Raw genomic sequence first — 17,279 nt, 5'->3', positions numbered from 1 at the left:
TTCGGTCCGGCGGCGTGTTCTCACGTGCCGGCGACAAATCGATTGGTCAGTCCGTAGCAATGCGGTTGCGCCCTTGCGCCTTGGCGGAATAGAGCGCGCTGTCGGCGCGCGCGAGAAACGTGTCGGCAGTATCATTGGCGCGCAGCGTCACGACGCCGGCGGAAATCGTCACGCGCATGCCGGGCGAAAATGCGCTCCAGTCGAGCTCGGCGACGATGCTGCGCAGCCGATCGAGCATGCGCGTCGCAGCCTCGCTTGCGGTGCCGGGCAGCAGCAGCAGGAATTCCTCGCCACCATAGCGGCCAAAACGGTCGTCGGGCCGGATGTTGGCGAAGATGGTGATGGCAAAGGTCCGCAGCACCTCGTCGCCGATGGGATGGCCGTGGGCGTCGTTGATGCGCTTGAACCAGTCGAGGTCGATCAGCGCAATGGCGCAGGGAGCGCCCGCCTGCCGCGACTTTTCGATCTCGGCGTCGAGCAGTCCCATGATGCAGCGGCGGTTGTAGGAGCCGGTCAGCTCGTCGAGCTCGGCGAGCTCCTCGATGCGCTGATAGGCGGCCTTCAGCTCGATGCTGCGCCGGTACAGGATCTTGCGCAGCGTGGCGCCGAACAGGCCGAGAAACGCGCACTGGCCGATCACCAGCACGAAGCACAACATCGAGGCAGTCCGCTGCAGTCGCGTCGTGACCGGCATGCCGATCGGCAGGTCGGAGGCGAGGAAGACGGCCGCGAGCGCGCAGGTCGCGATGGCCGAGGTCAGCATCGCCTGGACCGAGGTCATGCGCAGCGTGCCGAAGGCGAAGATCAGGAACAGCACGCTGATGAAGGCAATCCCGATCGTCGGCACCGACACCAGGAAGACGAATTGCAGCGCCATATGCGCCGAGATCTGGAAGACCGTGAGATAGTGGTCGTGGTGCCTGTCGCCGACGCCGGCCTCCGACATCACGACGAAGATGCCGATGATCGTGACGCCGCCGATCCAGAACAGCGATGGTACGTTGCTACGGATGGCGCCGTCATAGGCATAGAGCAGCAGCACCAAGGCGCCGAGCGAATAACTCGCGACCTGGCCGACATACATCTGCCGGCGCTGACGGATCCGGCGCGCCAGCACTCCGGGCGCGGCCTCCTCACGCGTGAGGACGAGATCGGCGGCCTCTGCGGCACTCCTCTCAGGAATGGACGTCGCAGCCGTGTTCATGGTCCCGCCAATGGTGGATGTCAGCCGAAAAAATCTACGTGGCAAGCCTTTAGGTTTGGTATCCTTTTGAGCCGAATCCCAACGCGACGCCGCGTGCGTGAGGGCCTCGAGCGGCATGGAATTTGGCGGTCAGTTAGCCATTGCGGCCGATATCGCGGACTAAATCCTGCGCCGTGCGACATAATGTGCACGGGGCCGTGATAGAGACGCTCGACCGAGCCAACCGCGCCGGCCCACGGCAAGTCCGCGAGAGAGTGTTTCTGTATTATGTTACCGTCTTGGAGCCAAACGGCCGACCGCCACGGGTGGGACAAGGAAATTGCGCGTATGTGTGGTAGATCACACAAGTCCCCGTATGACTGCGGTAGGTTGAAGAATTTCACCTCTCCCGTCGAACCGTCCTCCGCATCGACCCGACCAATCTTGCGAGACGTGCCTTGAGCGTGACACAGGCGGCTACGGACGAGGTCCTGATCGCCCGGATCGCCCAAGGCGACCGGCTCGCCATGCAGGTGCTGTACGGGCGGCACCATGTCAGGGTGTACAGGTTCGGGCTCAGGCTCGTGCGGGACGAGCAGACGGCGGAAGACCTCATCAGCGAGGTGTTTCTCGACGTCTGGCGTCAGGCCGGCAAGTTCGAGGGCCGGTCCGCCGTTTCCACCTGGCTCTTGGCAATCACCCGATTCAAGGCCCTGTCTGCGCTTCGGCGCAGGAAGGATTTTGAGTTGGACGACGAAGCCGCCAACGCGATCGAGGATTCGTCCGACGATCCGGAAACGGTGGTGCAGAAGAAGGATACCAGTGAAGCGTTGCGGGAGTGTCTGACGGGCCTCTCGCCGGACCATCGGGAAATCGTCGACCTCGTCTACTACCACGAGAAGTCCGTGGAGGAAGTGGCCGAAATCGTCGGGATTCCGGAGAACACGGTAAAGACGCGCTTGTTCTATGCGCGCAAGAAATTGGCCGAACTGCTGAAGGCAGCCGGCGTTGAGCGAGGCTGGCCATGATGGCTTTGAGCAAGAAGATGCTGGAGCAAGAGCCCAGTGAGATCGAGTTGCTGTTGCCGTGGCATGCCGCCGGCACGCTGAACGCGCGCGATGCGCGCCGCGTCGAGGAAGCGCTCGCCAGCGATCCGGAGCTCGCAAAGCAATATGGGGTGATCCGCGGTGAATACGAAGAGACCATCCACCTGAACGAAAGCCTGGGTGCACCGTCGGCCCGCGCGATGCAGACGCTGTTCACCGCGATCGACGCCGAGCCGGCGCGCGCGACCAGTTCGCTGCCGCTGTCGGCGCGCATCGCCACGTTCTTTGCGAGCCTGTCGCCGCGCACGCTGGCCTGGTCGGCGAGCCTGGGCGCCATCGCATTGCTGCTGCAGGCCGGCATCATCGGGGCTGTCTTGATGAAGACGCAGACCGCGACTTTCCAGACCGCATCGCTCTCGACCGGCGCGCCGATTACGCGCGAGCTCGGGGCGGCTGCGCCTTCGCGGGCGCTGGTGCGCTTCACGCCGGAGGCGCGTGTCGCCGACATCACCGCGTTGCTCGACAGCTATCAGGCCTCGATCATCGGCGATGCCAAAGGCGGCATGTTCCGCCTGCAGTTCGACAAGGCGATGAGCCAGGACGAGCTCGCAGCGCTGCTCGCCAGAATGCAGCGCGAAAAGTTCGTCAACCTCGCCGTGGCGGCGCCTTAAGCGCCTGCACCAATGATGCGCAAGTCCGAGAGTAAGTTGCGAGCCGGTGCCTATGCCTCCTCGGCCGGAGCCGTGCTCCTGCTCGCCGCCTGTCTTGGCATCGGAGTGGCCCACGCCCAGGCGATCATGCGCACCCCGACGATCAGCGTTCCCACGCGCACGCCGACGCTCTCTGTCAATGGCGCGGTCTCCGTAAATGGCGCGGCGAGAGCCGTGGGCGGCGGTGATCACGGTCCCCACATAACGCCGACGGTTCATACCATCGCGCGGATCGCGCCAAGTTCCGTCAACCCCGTGCTGCCCTACGCGCGCTACTCGCCAAATCTCTATCCGGCCTGTTCTAACGCCTATCGCGATGCCGATGGCGAATGCCTCGGCCAGCCGAAGGGGGGCGGCGACGGCGCCGGCAAGACGGCCAGGAAGAACGCCGGCAAGGGACGTGGCAACGCTACGCCAGTCGCCATCATCTCGCGCAGTTTCACCAATGAATTCGTGGCCGAGATCGACAGCGCGCTGTCGCCGACCGAGGCCGACGAACTCGCCCGGCGCCACGGCCTGACCCGCCTGTCATCTGAGAACTTCCCGCTGATCGGGGCCACGGTCGGCCTGTTCCGCATCACCGACGGCCGCCCTTACGAGACGGCGCGGCGCGAGTTCGCGGCCGACGCGAGCGTGCGCTCGCTTCAGCCGAACTTCCGCTACGTGTTGCAGGACCAGCGGCCTGCGGTCCCGACCGAAGGCGATCCGGCGCAATATGCGCTGTCCAAGCTGCGCCTGCCGCAGGCGCACACCCTGGTGCACGGCGCCAATGTCACGATTGCGGTGATCGATTCGGGCATCGATGCAAAGCATCCCGAACTCGCCAATTCCATCGCCGATGTCTTTGACGCACTCGGCAGCAACGAGGGCGCTCACGTCCATGGCACCGGCATTGCGGGCGCCATCGTGGCCCATGCGAAGCTGATGGGTAGCGCGCCGGAAGCGCGCATCATCGCCATCAGGGCCTTCGGCGGCACCACCGGCGGTGCGGAGAGCTCGTCCTACATCATCCTGCGCTCGCTCAACTACGCCGCCGAGCACGGCGCCCAGATCGTGAATATGAGCTTTGCCGGTCCCAAGGACGCCGTGATCGAGCGTGCGATCGCGGCAACCGCCGCGCGCGGCCTGGTGCTGATCGCGGCCGCCGGAAATGCCGGCGCCAAATCGCCGCCGCTCTATCCCGCCGCCAATCCCAACGTGATCGCCGTCAGCGCGACCGACCAGCAGGACAAGCTGTTCACCGCATCCAACCGCGGCAATTACATCGCGCTGGCCGCGCCCGGCGTCGACATCTTCCTGCCGGCGCCTGATGGCAAATATCAGATCACGTCGGGCACCTCGTTCTCGGCGGCCTATGTCTCCGGCGTCGCGGCCTTGCTGCTCGAGCGCAATTACACCCTGAAGCCGGAAGCACTGCGCATGACGCTGGCGAAGACGGCACGCGACCTCGGTTCACCCGGGCGTGATGATCTGTTCGGCGACGGCGAGCCCGATGCGTTCGCCGCGGTCATGGCCGTTCCGGCCGACAGCACGACGCCGGTGGCGGCTGCGTCGGGTACAACTAAACGTGAAGATGCCGAGAAGCGGCGCGATGACCCCAACATCCGCGCGATAGAGCAGCCTTCGCTGTCGAGCGCCGACGATAAATCCACGGTTTCTCAGGCGGATAGGCCGGCGGCGCGCTAGCCCCTGCGACATCCTTGCGCGTGGGCCAAAGGGTTAAAAAATCGAACACCCGGGTTGAACGTTCAGCCTGCTGCCACGACCAAATAATGTGGGAGCGGTCATCCCTCCCCATCAGTCATATCAGGCGCGAGCGCCCATCCACCCCAAGCGCCCATATGGCTCGACCCGTCCGGTTGTCCCCCCGGACGGGTCTTTTCTTTTGGGGCGCGTCCGGCTTCTTGAGGCGAGATGATCAGCTTGCGGTTGAGGCCGCCGGCGCGTCGCTGTGATCACTCAGCGACGCTGCACGACAAGTCCGCCATGCTTGTGCGAAGCTTGACTCCCTAATCGCTGAAAACTCCGCGCGACTACGGTGTCGTGTGACCGGAGCCGTGTCGTTGCTGGACAAGTCAAAACTTTTCCACAAGATATTCACGTCGCTTCTAGATTGATTCGTGTGCGTTGCGTCGCGTCCGCAATTTTCTCCTGACGGGCTGATTAATGACTCATCGCCATGACGCCGGCCGAGGCGCGGCCGGCCGTGAAATTGCGGCACGCTGGTGCGCTCTCGCAGAGCAGCGGCTGGAGCATCTCTCTGAAATGTTCGAGACCGGGCGGTGGCGCCGCTACCATTCCGAGCTCGCCTTTCTCGAAAACATCCAGGAAGCCAAGCGCGCGGTCCAGACCTGGCGCGCGCTTGCGAATGGCGAGGACGTCGCCGCAGCCGCCGCGAGCGTGACCTCTGCATTCGGTTGGTCGCCGGCGACCATGCCGCGGGTGTTTCCGCGCGAACAGGCCGAGACGGTGCAACCCAAGACCTTGCAGCCCAAGACCTTGCAACCCAAGGCCTTGCAACCCAAGGCCATACACATCGCGCCAGAGACCTCCATTCCGGTCAGGCTCGAGCCCGAGCCGGCTATCCTCGCTGACATCCTCGAGGCCCCGATTGTACCGCTTGCCCCAGTAGCACCTGTCGCTCGCATGGCGCCCGCAGCTCCGCCTGCGCCAGTCGCCCGGGAGGCTACGCTGGTGGATCCGATCGCACCTGCCGCTCCGTCGATCGCATCGTTCCTGCAGACCTTCACGCCGCCTGCCGACGAGATCGTCGCGGCCCCCGAGCGCGTCGTCGAGTTCACCTTCAGCCTCGACGGCATCGAAGCCAAGTACCCGCTGCTGCGGAATACGTTCTGAGATCCGCGTTCCCGAGACGCGTAAAGGTCTCGATCCGTCATCCCGAGGTGCGAGACATGGGACGCAGCGCGTCCCATGGAGGGCCTCGAAGGATGCACGGCCCGGCTGCCACTCGCGCACACCTATTGCCGCACGGCATTGCCGCCCACCACCACCTGCGCAAAGCGCTGCGCGCCGTCCGCGGACAGATCCGCCGTCACGGCGCGGGCGTGGTCCAGCCCGACCACCGCGCCGCGCGGGGTTTCCGAGATCATGTTGTTGTTGACGAGCGCCGTGCCGGCGCCTGATACGACGGAGACGCCGATGCCGGCCAGCGCTTTGCGGATCACATTGCCCGTGATCGCGACATCGCGCAGATATTTCCCCCAGCCGGCAACGATGCCGTAGGACGGTGCGTTCTCGATCACGTTGCCTGATACCGACGTGTCGGCCTCGATATAGATGCCGACGCCGGCATCATCGTCAGGCGCGGTGCCGATGGGGCGCTTCGGGATCAAATTGCGGATGATATTGCCTTGAACGACCGCAATACGCCCGCCCTCGTTGAAATTGCAGACGGAGACGCCGACGGCGGCACCGTCGACCGTGTTGTTGGCAATCACGGCGGCCTCGAACGAAAACTCGGAATAGAGCGCGACCTCGCGCACGTCGCTGACGCTGTTGCCGGATATATGGATATTCGAGGCCGAGTTGCCGCGCACGGCGGAGTAGTCGCAATTCTTGATGCGATTGCCGCGCACGATTACGTTGGCGGCGCGGAAGGCGTTGATGGCATTGCCGTACTGCCCCGAGCCGCCCGGGCCGGCCTTGATGTTCTCGATGCGGTTGTCGGCGACAAGAGTGCCGTCATCGCCGATGGCGGTGCGCAGGATCTCGATGCCGTTGTCGCTGGTGCCGACAATGGTGTTGCGGGACACGCTGAGGCCCCTGGCGTCGAACGAGACCACCGCCGTCACGGCGATGTCAGTCAAGATGTTGCCGGAGATATCGCCCGACACCTGCTCCAGCCAGATGCCACTGCCGCCGGATGCCGTGATCTCGCAATCGGTGATGCGCACGTCGCGGCCGCCGAGCACATGGATCAGCCCGCGCCGCGCCGGCAGCGGAATGCTCCGGCCGTCGAAGGTGATACCGGTGAGGCCGATTGAATCAGAGCCGTCGCTCTGGATCACCGAGGCCCCGCCGGTGAAGACCAGTTTCGTCGCGCCGCGCACGCCGATGAGCTGCGCCCCACTCGGCAGCCGTAGAAGGCCCGTGCGGTAGATTCCGGGCGGCAGCGCGAGCGGCAGCTGCGCCCGCGAAGCTTCGTCGATGGCGCGTTGGAGAACGCGCGTCTGGTCCTCGCTGCTGCCGGGTCGCACGCCATATTGGGTCGCGTCACGGCCGAGCAGCGACGTCAGCGGCGCCGCGCGCGCGGCGTCTGAGGGCATGGCAAGCGCACCGGCAATGCCGGCAGTCGAAGCTCCGATGAGATGACGGCGATTGAGGTCCATGACGCGTCCTTCGGCGGACGCGGGGTGTCCGCGACAGTTAGGTAGCGCAGGGCGGGTGGGGCGGTGAGGATTGTTCGCGGTAGGGTTAAATGTTTACCCCAGCGCAGGTGCCGGAGGGTGGGTTAGTCTGGCGGCTGCGCGAAGCGCAGTCCGTCAGGCGTAACCCACCACGGTCTCTATCCGCGGGGGACAGAAGAGGGTGGATTACGCTTTGCTAATTTACCCTTGACGAAGGGTAGGAGGTCCTACGAAGCGAGCGTGTTCCGTGCCTTCCTTGCCAACGCTACCATCTCCATCAGCATCGCTTCTCCCGCATCTACCAGCTCCTCCAGCGTGATCCGCGGAGCGCCCTTGCGCCGCACGGCGCCGCTGCGGGCAAGCAGCGGAATGTGGATGAACGCGGCAAGCTTTGGTCCACCGCCGCGCACGTTCTCGATCGCGCGCCAGCTCAGATAGTTGCAGAGATAGGCGCCGGCATCGCGCGAGGGCCGCGCATCGATGCCGGTGAGGCGCGCGGCACGCAGCAGTCTTGCCGTATGCGGGCCGAAATTCATCGCATCGGCATGGCCGGCAATGCCGCGCTTGCTGGAGCGGGTGTTGGCAGCATCGGGCCACAGCAGGGTGGCGGCGTTGCGCGCGCGGCTCTCGATGCGCAGGTAAGGCGTACGCGCCGCCAGCCCGAACATCAGCATCGCATCCGGCTTCACCTTGGCCAGCACGTCGGGCAATTGCCGGTCGACCGCGGCATAGGTCACCGGAAAGATGTGGCGCGACAGCTCGACATCATCGAGCGCGGGACGCCGCAGCTGCGCCAGCCGCGCCACCAGCGGCTGGGTCGGATTATGCGGCGCGCCGGGAAACGGGCCGAAGCCCGTGAGGAGAATGCGGAGCTTTTGGCTCATTGCAGCAGCTCCAATATCTGTTCGGCGGCGAGTGCCGGCGTGAGGTGGCCGTCGGCGACCTCGGTTTCGATCTTCTTCACCCTGGCGCGCACCGACGCCTCGCTGCGCAGTCGCGACAGCATGCGCTGCTCCAGCATCGACCACATCCATTTCACCTGCTGATCGCGCCGCCGCGCCGCGAATTCACCTGACGCATTCATCGCCTTGCGGTGATCCAGAACCTTCTGCCAGAGCTCGGCGATGCCGGTGCCGGCCAGCGCCGAATAGGTGATGACAGGCGGATGCCAATGCTCGGACCGCGGGCTGAGGATATGCAGCGCGCCACGATAGTCGGCGGCGGTGACGTTGGCGCGCTTGAGATTGTCGCCGTCGGCCTTGTTGATCGCGATCATGTCGGCGAGCTCGACCAGGCCCTTCTTGATGCCTTGCAGTTCGTCGCCGCCGCCCGGCAGCATCAGCGCGAGGAAGAAATCGGTCATGTCGCAGACCGCGGTCTCGGACTGGCCAATGCCGACGGTCTCGACCAGCACGACGTCGAAACCGGCGGCCTCGCACAGCAGCATGGCCTCGCGTGTCTTTGCGGCGACGCCGCCGAGCGTGCCCGAGGACGGCGAGGGGCGGATGAAGGCATCGCTGGACGCCGACAGCCGCGCCATCCGCGTCTTGTCGCCGAGGATCGAGCCGCCGCTGCGAGCCGAGGACGGGTCGACCGCGAGCACGGCGACCTTGTTGCCCTGCTCGATCAGATAGGTCCCGAGCGCATCGATGGTGGTGGATTTGCCGACGCCGGGCGAGCCGGTGATGCCGACGCGAACCGCCTTGCCGGTGTCGGGCAGCAGCATCTGCACCAGTTCGCGCGCCTGCGCCTGATGGTCGCTGCGCCGGCTCTCCACCAGGGTAATGGCGCGCGCGAGCGCTGCGCGATGACCGGCGCGGAGGTCGCGGGCGAGGGCGGTGATATCGAGCGAAGACTTCTTCTCAACCATGCCTTGCTTTACAACGGCGGAAGCAGGCAGGCGAGAGCCCCCTCAGGCCTTGGCAAAGCCGGCGGCCCTCATGGCCTGGCCCATCTGGCTGTCAGCCTCTTCCATGAAGGTTTTGAAATCGCTTGCATCCCGCCACCCGCTCCCCAGGGCACGATCACGGTGACCGGCCGCGCGGGATAGGCTTGCGCGCGCGCGGGCGAGAGGAGGGCGGATGTGGCTGCGGCTACTGAAGAGGCCGCGAAAACGCGGCGCGTAATTCCTGGCATTGACGTTCGCGGCATCGCCCTCGGGAATCGGGCTCGCGTCATCGCAACATGCTACGCAGCTTTGCGCGGATGTCGCAAGCGGCAGCCCCGTGCCGCCGTGTGCAACGGGTTCCGTTGCTATTGTTGTTCGTCAGCATCGGCCTTTGGCCGTGCGCCGCCGAAGATGCGTACGCCTTCCGCCGTGAGATAGGGCTTCAACGTCACCCACGGAACGAAGGCGACATATTGGCCCTCGGCGTAGGGGCCGACGGCATAGGGCGGGTAGTGGAAGGTCAGGCCGGAACTCTTGCCTGTCTCCGTCGATCGCGCCAGCGTCACGGCGCCGATCTTGAGCAGGCTCGGCTCAAGGCCCTTGAACCATTCCTCGGTCGCGGTCTCGCCGCTGTCGCGCTTCTTCTTCTCGATCTTCAGCGAGGCGATCACGGCTTGCACCATCGCCTTCATGGTCGCGCCATTGTCGGCGGTTTCGGTGAAGAACGGGCGGATCGAGATGCGCTTGTTCTCGGATTTGTCCCACAGGATCGTATTCACGTCCGAATTGGGATGGGCGCCATGGGTGTCCATGTAGTCGTCGCGCAGGATGCTGACATAGCGATCGGCAACCACAGAGCGGATCGAATATTTGCGCTCGAAATCCCAGCCGCCGTCCTTGAAGAATTGCGGCTCCTGCTTGCGTGAGGCCGCAGCGTCGCCTGCGTTCTTGTCGAGCCACTTCTTGCCTTCGGCCAGGCAATCGGCTGCGAGCGGCGCGTCGGCCTTGATCCTGTCGTCGAGGAAGACGCGTGCGTCGATGCTCTTGTTCTTGACCGCGGCGTCGGGCTTGGGATCGGCGGCGAGGGCGGAAAACGCACATGTTGCGCTCAGCGCCAGGGCGACGCTCAAACCGGTCATGAACTTCAAGGATGCGCTCCTACGCCGCCGCCTCGCTATGCCCGAGCCGGGCGTTGAGCTTGCGGATCAGCTCCTCGGCCGCCTCTGCGATCACGGTGCCCGGCGGGAAGATGGCCTCGGCGCCGGCCGCATAGAGCGCCTCGTAGTCCTGCGGCGGCACCACGCCGCCGACGATGATCATGATGTCCTCTCGACCCTGCTTCTTCAGCGCGGCCTTGAGTTCAGGCACGGCAGTGAGGTGAGCGGCTGCGAGCGAGGAGACGCCAAGGATGTGGACGTCATTCTCGACCGCCTGCCGTGCGGCCTCGTCGGCGGTGGCAAACAGCGGTCCGATGTCGACGTCGAATCCGATATCGGCAAAGGCAGACGCTATCACCTTCTGGCCGCGGTCGTGCCCGTCCTGGCCGATCTTGGCGACGAGGATGCGCGGGCGGCGGCCTTCCGCCTCCTCGAAAGCGTCGATAAGCGCCTGAACCTTCTCGACCTGATTGCCCATGCTGGACGCCTCCCGCTTGTAGACGCCGGTGATCGATTTGATCTCGGCGCGGTGCCGGCCGAACACCTTTTCCATCGCGTCCGAAATTTCGCCGACGGTCGCCTTGGCCCGCGCAGCATCAATGGCGAGCGCGAGCAGGTTGCCGTTGCCTTCGCCGGCCGAGCGCGTGATCGCGGCAAGCGCGGCGTCGACGTCCTTCTGGTTGCGCTCGGATTTCAGCCGCGTCAGCTTGTCGATCTGGAGCCGGCGCACGTTGGTGTTGTCGACCTTCAAAATCTCGATCGGCGCCTCGTCGGTCGGCTTGTACTTGTTGACGCCGATCACCGCCTGCTTGCCGGCATCGATGCGGGCTTGCGTCTTGGCGGAGGCTTCCTCGATGCGCAGCTTGGGCACGCCGGCCTCGATCGCCTTGGCCATGCCGCCGAGCTCCTCGACCTCCTGGATGTGGCCCCACGCTTTCGCCGCGAGGTCACGGGTCAGGCGCTCGACATAATGGGAGCCGCCCCAGGGATCGATGATGCGGGTGGTGCCGCTCTCCTGCTGCAGGAAGAGCTGGGTGTTGCGGGCGATCCGCGCCGAGAAATCGGTCGGCAGCGCCAAAGCCTCATCGAGCGCATTGGTGTGCAGCGACTGGGTGTGGCCCTGGGTCGCCGCCATCGCCTCCACCGTTGTGCGCATCACGTTGTTGAAGACATCCTGCGCGGTCAGCGACCAGCCGGATGTTTGCGAATGCGTGCGCAGCGACAGCGAGCGCGGGTCCTTCGGATTGAAGGGCTTCAAGAGCTTCGCCCAGAGCAGGCGCGCGGCGCGCAGCTTGGCCACCTCCATGAAGAAGTTCATGCCGATCGCCCAGAAGAACGACAGCCGCGGCGCGAAGCGGTCGACGTCGAGACCGGCGGCAAGCCCGGCGCGTAGATATTCGACGCCGTCGGCGAGCGTATAGGCAAGCTCGAGATCCTGCGTCGCGCCGGCCTCCTGCATGTGATAGCCGGAGATGGAAATAGAGTTGTACTTCGGCATTTTCTGCGAGGTGTACGCAAAAATGTCCGAGATGATCCGCATCGAGGGCGCGGGCGGATAGATGTAGGTGTTGCGCACCATGAACTCTTTCAGAATGTCGTTCTGAATGGTGCCTGAGAGTTTTTCCGGCGTAACGCCCTGTTCCTCGGCGGCCGCCACATAGAGCGCGAGGATCGGCAGCACCGCGCCGTTCATGGTCATCGACACGCTCATCTGATCGAGCGGAATCCCTGCGAACAGCGTGCGCATATCGTAGATGGAATCGATCGCAACGCCGGCCATGCCGACGTCGCCGCCGACGCGCGGATGATCTGAGTCATAGCCGCGATGGGTGGCGAGATCGAAGGCCACCGAGAGGCCCTTCTGCCCGGCTGCGAGATTACGGCGGTAGAACGCGTTGGAATCCTCCGCCGTGGAGAAGCCGGCATATTGCCTGATCGTCCAGGGCTGGTTGACATACATGGTCGGGTAGGGGCCGCGCAGGAACGGCGCGATGCCCGGATAGGTCTCGAGGAAGTCGAGCCCGGCGAGATCGGCCTCGCCATAAACAGGCTTTACCAGGAGGCCCTCGGGCGTCAGCCACGGCTCGGCGCTGCCTGATGGCGCGGCGGCAGCGGTTCGCTCGAACGCGATATCGGCGAAATTGGGAATGCGGCTCATGGCTTCAACCATATGATCGGCGTTCAATCATGATCCGGATGCTGATGGCTGACGATGGTCGCCATCTTCTCCGGCCCGTAATTCTGCTGCGTGGTCTGGCTCGGCAGGTTCGAGATTCCGACGACCCAGCCGAGGCGGGACTCGGTTCCGTACTGTCGGGTCGGCACCAGTCGGTCAGGCCGGTCGAACGCGCCGGTCATGATCTCGATGCGCGGACCATCGATGCGACGGAAGCTCAGCGGCGTGCCGCAGGCCGCACAAAAGTCGCGCATCGCGATCGTGGAGGATTGGAACGCGGCCGGCGTGCCCTTGGTCCAGGCGAAGTCCGTGCGGTTGATGTCGGCAAAGGAAGCAAACGGCGCGCCGCTCGCCTTCTGGCACATCCGGCAGTGACAGATCGACACCTTGTTGGGTGTTGCCGAAATCGCAAAGCGCACCGCGCCGCATTGGCAGCCGCCGGTGAGAACGGGTTTGCTCGCGTCGGTCATGCCAGCTCCATCAGAACATAAGCCTCTTGCAGCGTCGCCAGCGCATCGCCTCCGGCAAAGACGAACCCGGTGACACCGGCCGCGCGTAAGGTCGCCTCCGCCTCGGCCGGACGGCCTGCCAGATAGATATGTCGCGCGCCCGCCGATTGCAGGCCCTTTGCCGCGGCTTCGGCGCGTTCCGCATAGACCTTGTCGCTGGAACAAAGGCAGGCGAGCGCCGCGCCCGAAGCCCTGAAGGCCGCAGCGAGCTTGGCCGGATCGGCAAAACCTTCGCTGTCGATGGCCTCGATACCGCCTGCCTCGAAGAAGCTTTTTGCGAATGTCGCACGTGCCGTAAAATCCGCGGGGGTGCCGAGATTGGCCAGGAATACGCTGGGCCGCGATCCGCGCGCCTTCAACGCCGCGTCGGATTTGTCGCGCAGCGCCTCGAACGGCTGCGCCAGGCGAATCGGCGCAAGCGCATCGAACTTGTATTTGGCCTCGCCATAGGGCGCGAGCACGATGGGCGCCGCCTTCAGCACGGCCGTCTCGGTTTCATGCAGGTTCGGAAACTCGCTGGCGCCGGTCAGCACGTCGCGGCGCCTGGCGATGTTGGCCTCGCGCGCCTTGCGCGTTGCCGCGACCTTGCCCTGGAACAGGCCATGCTGAAGTGCGGCAAAGGCGCCGCCGGCCGTTTCGCTCTCCTGAAACAGTGCCCAGGCGGCCTTGCAGAGCTGCGCCGTGAGCGTCTCGATGCCGCCGGATCCGGCCGCGGGATCGCTGACCTTGGCGAGGTTGCTTTCTTCGAGCAGCAGAAGCTGGGTATTGCGTGCGACGCGCCGCGCGAACGGATCGGGCAGCCCGAGCGCCAGCGTATGCGGCAGCACCGTGATCGCATTGGCGCCTGCAAGCCCCGCTCCGAATGTCGCGATGGTCGCGCGCAGCATGTTCACATAGGGGTCGCGCTGCGTCAGCATGCGCCAGGCCGTATCGGCGGCAATGAACAGCGGCTTCGGCGTCAGGCCGCAGGCGGCCTCGACGCGCGCCCAGAGCAGTCGCAGCGCGCGGAACTTCGCCATGGTCAGGAACTGGTCGGCATCCGCGGTGAGCCGCGCGTAGACCATGCCCTGCGCCTGCTCCAGCGGAACGCCGGCCTCTTCAATCGCGCGCAGATAGGCTAATCCGCAGGCGAGCACGAAGGCCAGCTCCTGGACCTCGGAGCCGCCGGCATCATGGATCACACGGCCATCAGCGGATGCAAATGGTCCCTTGAAGCCGAGCGCTGCGAGGCCCTTGATGCCGCCGGTGACGGCAGGAGTAATCTGTTCCCATGTGTAAGGGCTGTGACCCCACACTGCGCAGGCAGCAAGCGGATCGAGCCCGAAGCGGATGTCGCAGGCGGCGGGATCGATGCCATTGCTCTTCACATATTCCGCGACATGGATCGCAGCCATCCGCGATTCCGGGCCGACCTGAAGCTCGAGGCCGATGCCGGCGTCGAGGTGAACGTCTTTCAGCACCTTTGCCACCGCATCGGCCGAAGGTTCCAGGCCGAAGCCGTGACTGCCATTGCCGCTGGCGAACACCAGAGAGAGGCCCGTGGCGCCGTTCTCCAGATCGGTCAGTGCCTGCGCGTTTGCTGCAAGCGCATCGGGATGATCGATCCGCTGCATGATCTGCCAGGGCGCGGCCGCCGGCCGCCCCGCCACCGGCGCTGCCCCCGTCGCGCGCGGATAAAGCGGCTCGATCTTGAGGCCGTCATAGGTCTTGCCGACCAGCTTCTCGAACGGCGCGCCCTTCAGCACGCCGTCGACCAGCTTGCGCCAGTCCGCGTCCGTCGCCTTGGGAAAATCGGCGGCCAGCGGCAGATCGTCCGTCTCGGAGGTCATAAGGACAAGGGCTCCCGAACATCTCGACATGCGCAGGCGAATTTGCCACGGCGGCCCGCTCCTGCAAACGGTCGATTTTGGTTAACCGGTATCCGGAAGCTGCTCAATGCCTTGCGTCGAGACGCTGGCGAGGGCATCACGCACGCGAATGCCCGAGATCACGCGCTCCGGTGCGATCTCGGCCAGCGGCACCAGCACGAAGGCGCGCTCGAACAGGCGCGGATGCGGCAGGGTCAGGTCGGGCTTGTTCATCGACACATCGTCATAGGCGATCATGTCGAGATCGAGCGTGCGCGGGCCCCAGCGCCGATCCTGGTCGCGCGTACGGCCGAATTTCTGCTCGACTTTCTGCATCACGAACAGCAGCGCGTGCGGATCGAGGCCGGTCTCGATCTCGACGCAGGCATTGACGAAGGGATCCTGGTTCTCGTCGCCCCAGGGCGGCGTCGCATAGTCCGAAGAGCGGGCGACCACCGTGGCCTGCGCCATGCCGCAGATATGGGCGATCGCCTTTTTGAATGTCGTGCGGACATCGCCGACATTGCCGCCGAGCGCGATCAGCACGCTCGCCATATCAGTGATGCCGCGAGCGCGTCAGCATGACGCCGACATCGTCGAAGATCGCCGCGATCGGCGCATGTGGCTTGTGCACGGTGATCTTCACCGCGCGGATGCGCGGAAAGTGCGAAAGGATGGCATCGGCCACCGCACCGGCCGCGCGTTCCAGCAACTTGTAATTGGTGTTCTTGAACGCCGCCGTCGTCGTCGCCACCACGTCGGCATAGGAGACGGTATCGACCAGGCGGTCGCTGCGCGAAGGCTCCGACAAATCGGTGTAGAGCTCGAGGTCGATGACAAAGCGCTGGCCGACTTCGGTTTCGTGATCCAGCACGCCGTGGCGCGCATGGATCGACAGGCCGGTGACGAAGATCGTATCGGTCATAGCTTGCTCTCGATTGCGTTGGCGACCCGCAGGGCCTGCAAGGTCTCGGCGACGTCATGGGTCCGGATGATCTTCGCCCCCTTCTGCGCGGCAATCAGATGCGCGGCGATCGAGCCGGCCAGCCGCTCTTTCGGCTCCGACGGCGACACCGAGGCGATGAAACGCTTGCGCGAGGCGCCGACCAGGATCGGCAGACCGAACATCTCGAGCTCGCGCAAGCGCGCCAACGCGATCATGCTTTGCTCGGCGGTCTTGCCGAAGCCGATGCCGGGATCGAGCACGATCTTGTCCCGCGCGATGCCGGCCTTCGCGGCAATGTCCAGCGAGCGCATGAAGAACGCCTTCATATCAGCGACGATGTCGATGGCGGAATCGACGCTCTCGCGGTTGTGCATGACGATGACGGGGACGCCTCTTGCGGCCAGCAGCGGCGCCATGCCGGCGTCGCGCTGCAGGCCCCAGACATCGTTGGCGATGGCGACACCCTGGTCGAGCGCAAAGGCGACAACCTCCGCCTTCATGCTGTCGATCGAAACGGGCACGCCGAGTGCAACGATGTCTGCCAGCACCGGCTTCAGCCGGGCCAGCTCGTCCGCGGCCGTCACCGGCTGCGCACCCTTGTAGGGCCGGGTGGATTCGGCGCCGATATCGATGATGTCGACGCCATCGGCTATCATTGCCCGCGCCCGCGCCCGCGCCTGATCCGGTGCGATGAAATCGCCGCCATCGGAGAAGGAGTCGGGCGTCACGTTGAGCACGCCCATCACCGCCGGCAGCGGCCGGCCCACGAGCGTCCGCAGCACATCTGGCCCGGCCGAGCCGGCCGGCGGGACGGATGGGGAGGGCGAGGCATTCATGCGCGTGGCTTTGCGCGGTCGGGCAGGGGGAGTCAAGATGGGATTGGTGGCAGCGCCCTGCCCAAGCGCCCGTCATTGCGAGCGCAGCGAAGCAATCCAGGGTGTCACCGCGGAAGGATTCTGGATTGCTTCGCTGCGCTCGCAATGACGATGTTGAGGCAGCCTTGCTCGCCACCCCAGCCGCCTTCCAGCGACCCCCTAATACGTGATCTTCGGCGGCAGCTTCCTGGCCTTGGCAATGATGTCGCCGACCGATTTCTCGGAAGGCAGGATGCGGACAAGCTTCTTGCGGTCGTTGGCTTCGCGCATGCTTTGCGCCAATCTTGCCGGATTCCGATAGGCGAGCTCGCGCACCGTGGTGACGCCGGCGGCGCGGACCAGGCCCACCTTGGCCCGGCCCATGCCGGGAATACGCATGTAGTCGGAGACGTTGGCCCACTCCAGCAGCTGCTGCTCGCTGATGCCGGTCTTGGCCGAGAGCGCCTTGCGGCCCTTGGCGGTGCTCGCGGCTTCCAGCAGTGCGTCGGTGGTGCGGATACCCTGCGCCTTCAACTTGTTGGCGGCAAAGGCCGGCAGGCTCTCAATCTCGGAGATCGGATATGTCATGATGCTCG

The 17,279-nt window shown here is 65.2% G+C and carries 16 protein-coding genes; 4 read left to right on the top strand and 12 right to left on the bottom strand.

What is annotated here, in order from left to right:
* Positions 1-46: 46 nt before the first annotated feature.
* Positions 47-1,204, bottom strand: a complete 1,158-nt coding sequence (locus ACNJX9_RS27485) for a GGDEF domain-containing protein (RefSeq protein ID WP_057753024.1) — start codon at positions 1,202-1,204, stop codon at positions 47-49.
* A 437-nt stretch (positions 1,205-1,641) separates the two neighbouring features.
* Here ACNJX9_RS27485 and ACNJX9_RS27480 point away from each other — a divergent pair, with 437 nt between their 5' ends.
* The 4 genes from ACNJX9_RS27480 to ACNJX9_RS27465 all read left to right on the top strand — a co-directional run bounded on the left by ACNJX9_RS27480 (position 1,642) and on the right by ACNJX9_RS27465 (position 5,795).
* A complete protein-coding gene (locus tag ACNJX9_RS27480; protein ID WP_057753025.1) occupies positions 1,642-2,211 on the top strand; it encodes a sigma-70 family RNA polymerase sigma factor in 570 nt (189 codons plus the stop codon).
* Complete coding sequence (locus ACNJX9_RS27475; protein ID WP_439405138.1) at positions 2,208-2,900, top strand: hypothetical protein; 693 nt, start codon at positions 2,208-2,210, stop codon at positions 2,898-2,900. Before ACNJX9_RS27480 ends, ACNJX9_RS27475 begins: the two co-directional genes overlap by 4 nt.
* A gap of 12 nt (positions 2,901-2,912) precedes the next feature.
* Positions 2,913-4,625 (top strand): S8 family serine peptidase, encoded by a 1,713-nt coding sequence (locus ACNJX9_RS27470; protein WP_439405137.1) that lies wholly within the window; start codon positions 2,913-2,915, stop codon positions 4,623-4,625.
* A 480-nt stretch (positions 4,626-5,105) separates the two neighbouring features.
* The gene (locus ACNJX9_RS27465; RefSeq protein WP_439405135.1) at positions 5,106-5,795 is read left to right on the top strand and encodes a TIGR03809 family protein; all 690 of its coding nucleotides are present in this window, start codon (positions 5,106-5,108) and stop codon (positions 5,793-5,795) included.
* Between the two features lie 122 nt (positions 5,796-5,917).
* Here the strand turns inward: ACNJX9_RS27465 and ACNJX9_RS27460 are convergent, their stop codons facing one another.
* The 11 genes from ACNJX9_RS27460 to ACNJX9_RS27410 all read right to left on the bottom strand — a co-directional run bounded on the left by ACNJX9_RS27460 (position 5,918) and on the right by ACNJX9_RS27410 (position 17,271).
* The gene (locus ACNJX9_RS27460) at positions 5,918-7,288 is read right to left on the bottom strand and encodes a TIGR03808 family TAT-translocated repetitive protein (protein WP_439405134.1); all 1,371 of its coding nucleotides are present in this window, start codon (positions 7,286-7,288) and stop codon (positions 5,918-5,920) included.
* A 245-nt stretch (positions 7,289-7,533) separates the two neighbouring features.
* Entirely contained in the window at positions 7,534-8,190 is a 657-nt protein-coding gene (locus tag ACNJX9_RS27455) for a pyroglutamyl-peptidase I family protein (protein ID WP_439405132.1), read from the bottom strand.
* Positions 8,187-9,176 carry a methylmalonyl Co-A mutase-associated GTPase MeaB gene (gene meaB / locus ACNJX9_RS27450; protein WP_439405130.1) on the bottom strand — a complete coding sequence of 330 codons (990 nt, stop codon included), beginning with the start codon at positions 9,174-9,176 and terminating at the stop codon, positions 8,187-8,189. Before meaB ends, ACNJX9_RS27455 begins: the two co-directional genes overlap by 4 nt.
* A gap of 383 nt (positions 9,177-9,559) precedes the next feature.
* Positions 9,560-10,333: an RsiV family protein gene (locus ACNJX9_RS27445; protein WP_057753105.1), complete on the bottom strand. Its 774-nt coding sequence runs from the start codon at positions 10,331-10,333 to the stop codon at positions 9,560-9,562.
* Between the two features lie 19 nt (positions 10,334-10,352).
* Complete coding sequence (gene scpA, locus ACNJX9_RS27440; protein ID WP_439405128.1) at positions 10,353-12,509, bottom strand: methylmalonyl-CoA mutase; 2,157 nt, start codon at positions 12,507-12,509, stop codon at positions 10,353-10,355.
* Between the two features lie 23 nt (positions 12,510-12,532).
* The gene (locus tag ACNJX9_RS27435) at positions 12,533-12,997 is read right to left on the bottom strand and encodes a GFA family protein (protein ID WP_220003799.1); all 465 of its coding nucleotides are present in this window, start codon (positions 12,995-12,997) and stop codon (positions 12,533-12,535) included.
* Complete coding sequence (locus tag ACNJX9_RS27430; RefSeq protein WP_439405127.1) at positions 12,994-14,865, bottom strand: methylmalonyl-CoA mutase family protein; 1,872 nt, start codon at positions 14,863-14,865, stop codon at positions 12,994-12,996. Before ACNJX9_RS27430 ends, ACNJX9_RS27435 begins: the two co-directional genes overlap by 4 nt.
* An 81-nt stretch (positions 14,866-14,946) precedes the next feature.
* Positions 14,947-15,438: a 2-amino-4-hydroxy-6-hydroxymethyldihydropteridine diphosphokinase gene (gene folK, locus ACNJX9_RS27425; protein ID WP_057753032.1), complete on the bottom strand. Its 492-nt coding sequence runs from the start codon at positions 15,436-15,438 to the stop codon at positions 14,947-14,949.
* A gap of 1 nt (position 15,439) precedes the next feature.
* On the bottom strand, positions 15,440-15,808 hold the full coding sequence (gene folB / locus ACNJX9_RS27420; protein ID WP_057753033.1) for a dihydroneopterin aldolase: 369 nt from the start codon (positions 15,806-15,808) through the stop codon (positions 15,440-15,442).
* Positions 15,805-16,665, bottom strand: a complete 861-nt coding sequence (gene folP, locus ACNJX9_RS27415; protein ID WP_271602352.1) for a dihydropteroate synthase — start codon at positions 16,663-16,665, stop codon at positions 15,805-15,807. Before folP ends, folB begins: the two co-directional genes overlap by 4 nt.
* A 198-nt stretch (positions 16,666-16,863) precedes the next feature.
* Positions 16,864-17,271 carry a DUF4332 domain-containing protein gene (locus ACNJX9_RS27410; protein WP_057753035.1) on the bottom strand — a complete coding sequence of 136 codons (408 nt, stop codon included), beginning with the start codon at positions 17,269-17,271 and terminating at the stop codon, positions 16,864-16,866.
* Positions 17,272-17,279: the final 8 nt, after the last annotated feature.

It is taken from the genome of Bradyrhizobium sp. BLXBL-03, from assembly GCF_051853015.1.
In the GTDB taxonomy this organism is placed as follows: Bacteria; Pseudomonadota; Alphaproteobacteria; order Rhizobiales; family Xanthobacteraceae; genus Bradyrhizobium; species Bradyrhizobium manausense.
This window is presented reverse-complemented; position numbering and strand designations above follow the sequence as displayed.

Excerpts from the sequence above, each read along its gene's own strand:
- ACNJX9_RS27485 (WP_057753024.1), bottom strand. The coding sequence starts at position 1,204 with ATGAACACGGCTGCGACGTCCATTCCTGAGAGGAGTGCCGCAGAGGCC.
- ACNJX9_RS27475 (WP_439405138.1), top strand. The coding sequence starts at position 2,208 with ATGATGGCTTTGAGCAAGAAGATGCTGGAGCAAGAGCCCAGTGAGATC.
- ACNJX9_RS27470 (WP_439405137.1), top strand. The coding sequence starts at position 2,913 with ATGATGCGCAAGTCCGAGAGTAAGTTGCGAGCCGGTGCCTATGCCTCC.
- ACNJX9_RS27465 (WP_439405135.1), top strand. The coding sequence starts at position 5,106 with ATGACTCATCGCCATGACGCCGGCCGAGGCGCGGCCGGCCGTGAAATT.
- ACNJX9_RS27460 (WP_439405134.1), bottom strand. The coding sequence starts at position 7,288 with ATGGACCTCAATCGCCGTCATCTCATCGGAGCTTCGACTGCCGGCATT.
- ACNJX9_RS27455 (WP_439405132.1), bottom strand. The coding sequence starts at position 8,190 with ATGAGCCAAAAGCTCCGCATTCTCCTCACGGGCTTCGGCCCGTTTCCC.
- meaB (WP_439405130.1), bottom strand. The coding sequence starts at position 9,176 with ATGGTTGAGAAGAAGTCTTCGCTCGATATCACCGCCCTCGCCCGCGAC.
- ACNJX9_RS27445 (WP_057753105.1), bottom strand. The coding sequence starts at position 10,333 with ATGACCGGTTTGAGCGTCGCCCTGGCGCTGAGCGCAACATGTGCGTTT.
- scpA (WP_439405128.1), bottom strand. The coding sequence starts at position 12,509 with ATGAGCCGCATTCCCAATTTCGCCGATATCGCGTTCGAGCGAACCGCT.
- ACNJX9_RS27435 (WP_220003799.1), bottom strand. The coding sequence starts at position 12,997 with ATGACCGACGCGAGCAAACCCGTTCTCACCGGCGGCTGCCAATGCGGC.
- ACNJX9_RS27430 (WP_439405127.1), bottom strand. The coding sequence starts at position 14,865 with ATGACCTCCGAGACGGACGATCTGCCGCTGGCCGCCGATTTTCCCAAG.
- folK (WP_057753032.1), bottom strand. The coding sequence starts at position 15,438 with ATGGCGAGCGTGCTGATCGCGCTCGGCGGCAATGTCGGCGATGTCCGC.
- folB (WP_057753033.1), bottom strand. The coding sequence starts at position 15,808 with ATGACCGATACGATCTTCGTCACCGGCCTGTCGATCCATGCGCGCCAC.
- folP (WP_271602352.1), bottom strand. The coding sequence starts at position 16,665 with ATGAATGCCTCGCCCTCCCCATCCGTCCCGCCGGCCGGCTCGGCCGGG.
- ACNJX9_RS27410 (WP_057753035.1), bottom strand. The coding sequence starts at position 17,271 with ATGACATATCCGATCTCCGAGATTGAGAGCCTGCCGGCCTTTGCCGCC.